At 70.2% G+C, this 4246-nt stretch carries 5 protein-coding genes; 1 reads left to right on the top strand and 4 read right to left on the bottom strand.

Annotation, left to right across the window (positions count from 1 at the left end):
- The 4 genes from AC1D15_RS20095 to msbA all read right to left on the bottom strand — a co-directional run.
- On the bottom strand, window positions 1-324 hold a 324-nt coding region (locus AC1D15_RS20095; RefSeq protein ID WP_477827359.1), incomplete at its 3' end, for a hypothetical protein.
- Window positions 324-1205 (bottom strand): glycosyltransferase, encoded by an 882-nt coding sequence (locus AC1D15_RS20090; RefSeq protein WP_465114642.1) that lies wholly within the window; start codon window positions 1203-1205, stop codon window positions 324-326. The genes AC1D15_RS20090 and AC1D15_RS20095, both read right to left, overlap by 1 nt.
- On the bottom strand, window positions 1202-2023 hold the full coding sequence (locus tag AC1D15_RS20085; protein ID WP_052211729.1) for a glycosyltransferase family 2 protein: 822 nt from the start codon (window positions 2021-2023) through the stop codon (window positions 1202-1204). Before AC1D15_RS20085 ends, AC1D15_RS20090 begins: the two co-directional genes overlap by 4 nt.
- Entirely contained in the window at window positions 2020-3807 is a 1788-nt protein-coding gene (gene msbA / locus AC1D15_RS20080) for a lipid A export permease/ATP-binding protein MsbA (protein WP_477827358.1), read from the bottom strand. Before msbA ends, AC1D15_RS20085 begins: the two co-directional genes overlap by 4 nt.
- 74 nt (window positions 3808-3881) lie before the next feature.
- Between msbA and AC1D15_RS20075 the strand changes: the two genes are divergently transcribed.
- A partial coding sequence (locus AC1D15_RS20075; RefSeq protein ID WP_477827357.1) for a glycosyltransferase occupies window positions 3882-4246 on the top strand: 365 nt, incomplete at its 3' end.

The raw sequence follows: 4246 nt of genomic DNA, 5'->3' as shown, positions 1-4246 counted from the left end.
GGTCAGCAGCGAATGCCGCGTGCCGACCGGCGGGATGATGCGGCCGAGCTGGTTGAGGCTGTGCCACACGTCGAAGCGCCGCAGGCCTTGCCAATGCAAGTAGCCCTGCAGCCTGCTCGTGGCCAGGTAGCCGACCTGGTCGCCGAAGCGGCCATGCCAGCGTGCCGGCATGTGCAGGTGGAAGTGCACGCCGTGCTGTTCGCGCCAGGCCGGCGCGACGCGCGCGACGTGCTCGCAGACCTGCGTCGAGAACTCGCCGAGCCCGTCGCTCAGCGAGCCGAGCATGCCGAGGCTGATGCCGACGCGCCGTGCGGGGGCTCGCATCACGCGATCAGCTGGTAGTGCTTGCGGCTCAGGTCGACGCCGAGCAGCCGCTCGACGCGCATCGACCAGCGGTGCTTGCGCTCGCGGCTCGTCAGCACGTGCGCCGGATCGGGCGCGAAGTGCTGCTCGGCCTCGTCGCGCAGCCAGTCGGCCATCAGCGCCGGGTGCGTGCCGGCGTAGGGCACCAGCGACTGCGGGTCGATGTTGCCGTAGTGCACCGTCGGCGCGCCATGCGACCAGTACTTGCTCACCTGGTCGAGCTTGGCCTGCATGTAGTCGGTGCGGCGCACGTGGCCGTAGTGGTAGATGTGCGCGTTCGCCAACGCGGCGTTCGGGTGGCGGCCGCGGCGGTGCCGGTCCATCACCACCCAGAACTGGCCGTCGGGTGCGTAGCTGCGGATCGTGTTGCGGATCAGCCGGCACTCGCGCCGGTACCAGGCCGGGCTGATCGCGAGCCAGTGCGGCGAGCCGTAGAAGTGCAGGTAGTCGAACACCAGCGCCTCGATGCGGCGGTCGGCATGGTGGCGCTCGACCGACGCGCGGATCGCCGCCAGCTCGCCCTCGTGCAGCACCTCGTCGCCCTCGAGGTAGAAGGCCCAGTCGCCGGTGCAGGCGAACTGCGCGATCATCTTCTGCTGCGCATAGACGAAGCCGCGCGACTCCATGCGCTCGTTCCACACGGTGTCGATCAGCCGGATCTTCGGGTCGCCGATCGCCAGCAGCCGTTCGCGGGTGTCGTCCTCGCCGCGGCCGACCGCGACCACGAACTCGTCGACCAGCGGCAGCAGCGAGCGCACCGAGGCCTCGAACGGGAAGCCGAGCTTGACGCCGTTGCGCAGGAACGTGAACCCGCTGATGGAGGCCGAAGCAGCAGCCGTCATAGCGTGTGCGACGCGAGCCGTGCCACCTCGGTCGCGCTCCACTTCTTCTCCATCGGGATCAGGCGCGCGGCGTCGGCGAAGGCCGGCGGGCGCGCGCGCAGCGTCACGCGGATGTAGTGGTGCACGAACACGTCGAGCGCGATGTGCAGCGGGCGGATGTCGCCGACCTCGACAGCGCGCTTCTTGGCCCGCAGGAACAGGTCGGCATCGGCGGCCTGGATGCGCTCGTCCCACAGCCCGATGCGGTCGATCGCGCGCCGGTTCATCAGCACCGAGTTGCCGACATAGCCCTCGATCACCAGGCCCTCGAACTGCTCGGCGCGCTCGCGGCAGAAGCGGTCCCAGTCGCCGTACATCCAGCGGTGCGACATGCCGAGCCAGGGCTGCTTGGCGCCGAAGAAGCGCACCGGCAGCGAGGCGCGCTTCCAGCGCCGGCGCAGCGCGTGCGTGGCCTCGGGCGTCTCGACGCGCTCGATGCCGCACACCGTCAGCGCGTCGAGCCCGTGCAGCTCGGCGTTGGCGATCAGCCGCGTGTCCCAGTCGGGCGGCACGACGATGTCGTTGTTCAGGAACGCGAGCCAGTCGCCCTGCGCGACCGCGATGCCCTGGTTCTGCGTGTACGGGTAGGAGAAATTCTGCGTGTTGCGGATCACCTTGGCACCGACCGACTCGAAGAACTCGGCCGAGCCGTCGGTCGACGCGTTGTCGATGATGATCAGCTCCGACGGCAGCCGGGTACAGCGCTGCAGGTGCTCGACGAACCAGCGGTTCATCTCCAGCTGGTTGTGGACGGCGGTGATGATGCTCAGTCGGGTCATCCTCGGCTCTCCGATGGCGCGGCGTGGGGGGTGCGGAATTGCAGCGAATGCAGGTGGGCGAACAGGCCGCCCTGCGCGAGCAGCTCGGCATGCGTGCCCTGCTCGACGACGCGGCCGGCTTCGAGCACCAGCACTCGGTCGGCGGCCTTGATGGTCGACAGCCGGTGCGCGATCACGAGGCTGGTGCGGCCCTTCATCAGCCGGTCCAGCGCCTCCTGCACCAGGCGCTCGGATTCGGAATCGAGCGCCGACGTGGCCTCGTCGAGGATCAGGATCGGCGCGTCCTTGTAGATGGCGCGCGCGATCGCGAGCCGTTGCCGCTGGCCGCCCGACAGCTGGTTGCCGTTGTGGCCGATCAGCGTGTCCAGGCCCTGCGGCATCTCGTCGACGAACTTCAGCAGGTTGGCCGCGCGCAGTGCCTCGCGCACGCGGGCGGTATCGATGCGGCGAGCATCGTGCGCTCCGGTGTCGCCGAGCGCCACGTTGGCCGCCACGGTGTCGTTGAACAGCACCACGTCCTGGCTGACCAGCGCGAACTGGCGGCGCAGCGCCGCCACGTCCCACTCGCGCATCGGCCGGTCGTCGAGCAGCAGCTCGCCGTCGCTCGGCTCCAGGAAGCGCGGCAGCAGGTTCACCAGCGTCGTCTTGCCGGCGCCCGACGGCCCGACCAGCGCCACCGTCTCGCCGACGTTCAACCGCAGGTTCACGTCGTCCAGCGCCGGCGCCTGGTCGGTCTTGTAGCGCAGGCCGACATGGCGCATCTCGACGCGGCCCTGGGCGCGCCCGGGGTCGAAGCCGCCACCTTCCTCGACCGGCGCATCGGTGATCAGCGCGACGCCGCGCTCCAGCGCGGCCAGCCCGCGGGTGATCGGCCCGGCCACCTCGGACAGGTGCTTGATCGGCGCCAGCAGCATCAGCATGCAGGTGATGAACGCGGCGAAGCTGCCGGCCGKGCCGCCGTAGTGGGTGCTCTGCCAGAGGGCCGCGACGATCACCGCCGACAGGCCGCAGGCGGCGATCATCTGCGTCACCGGCGTCATCGTCGCGGCCGCCATCGTCGACTTGATCGCGAGCCGGCGCAGCGTGTCGCTGAGGGCGCGGAAGCGGCCGGCCTGGCCGGCCTCGGCGCCGTGCAGGCGGACGATGCGCCAGGCGAGCACGTTCTCCTCGACCACGTAGGCGAGCTGGTCGGTGGCCTGCTGGCCTTCGACCGTCAGCCGGTGCAGCCGCTTGCTGAGGATGCGCATCACGAAGGCGACCGCCGGCACCAGCACGCCGACGAACAGCGTCAGCTGCCAGTTCATCCACAGCAGGTAGGCCATCAGCGCGACCAGCGTGGCCGAGTCGCGCACCAGCGTCATCACCGAGCCGACCAGCAGGCCCGCGCCGGCCTGCACCTCGTAGGTGAGCGTGTTGGTCAGGCTGCTGGCGGTGTTGTGGCTGAACAGCGTCGGCTGCACCGTCATCAGCCGCTGGAACATCGCGGTGCGCAAGGCCTGGGTGCCGCGGTTGGCCGACCAGGCCAGGCCGTACTGCGCGATCAGCCCGGCGACGCCGCGGATGAAGAACAGCCCGATGATCGCGACCGGCACCATCCACAGCGGAATGCCGTCGGCGGTGAAGCCCTTGTCGAGCAGCGGCTTCATCAGCGCCGGCATCACCGGCTCGGTCAGCGCGCCGATGATCGAGCCGACGATCATCAGGACGAAGCCCTTGCCGCTGTCGGCGAAATACGGGGCCAGGCGCTTCAGGCGCTCTTTCAGGGGCGGGGTGGGGGTGCTCATTCCGGGCGCATTATCGTTCGCCGGCACTGCCTACAATCCCCGCACCTCCAAGCTGCATGCGCCTGTCGCCTTCCATGTCCGTTCCCAACCTGTCGGTCATCGTCATCACCCGCAACGAAGGCCACCAGATCTCGGACTGCCTGAAGAGCGTCGCGTTCGCCGACGAGTGGATCGTCGTCGACGCCGGCAGCACCGACGACACCCGCGAGCAGGCCGCGGCGCTCGGCGCCCGCGTGACCCGTACCGACGACTGGCCGGGTTTCGGCCGGCAGAAGAACCGGGCGCTGGACCTGGCGCAAGGGCGCTGGGTGCTGAGCCTGGATGCCGACGAGCGGGTCAGCGAAGCGCTGGCGGCGGCGATCCGGGCCGCCGTGGCGCCCGGCGCGGCCCCTGGGGAGGTCCCCACCGAGGGCCCCGCCGGCTACCAGTTGTCACGCCT

It is taken from the genome of Rhizobacter sp. P2_H2 (assembly GCF_056403375.1).
The sequence above is the reverse complement of the archived record's forward strand: the minus strand, read 5'-3'. Positions and strand labels throughout refer to the sequence as shown.

Bases quoted from the DNA above. Each gene is read 5' to 3' on its own strand.
- AC1D15_RS20090 (WP_465114642.1), bottom strand. From the start codon at position 1,205: ATGACGGCTGCTGCTTCGGCCTCCATCAGCGGGTTCACGTTCCTGCGC.
- AC1D15_RS20085 (WP_052211729.1), bottom strand. From the start codon at position 2,023: ATGACCCGACTGAGCATCATCACCGCCGTCCACAACCAGCTGGAGATG.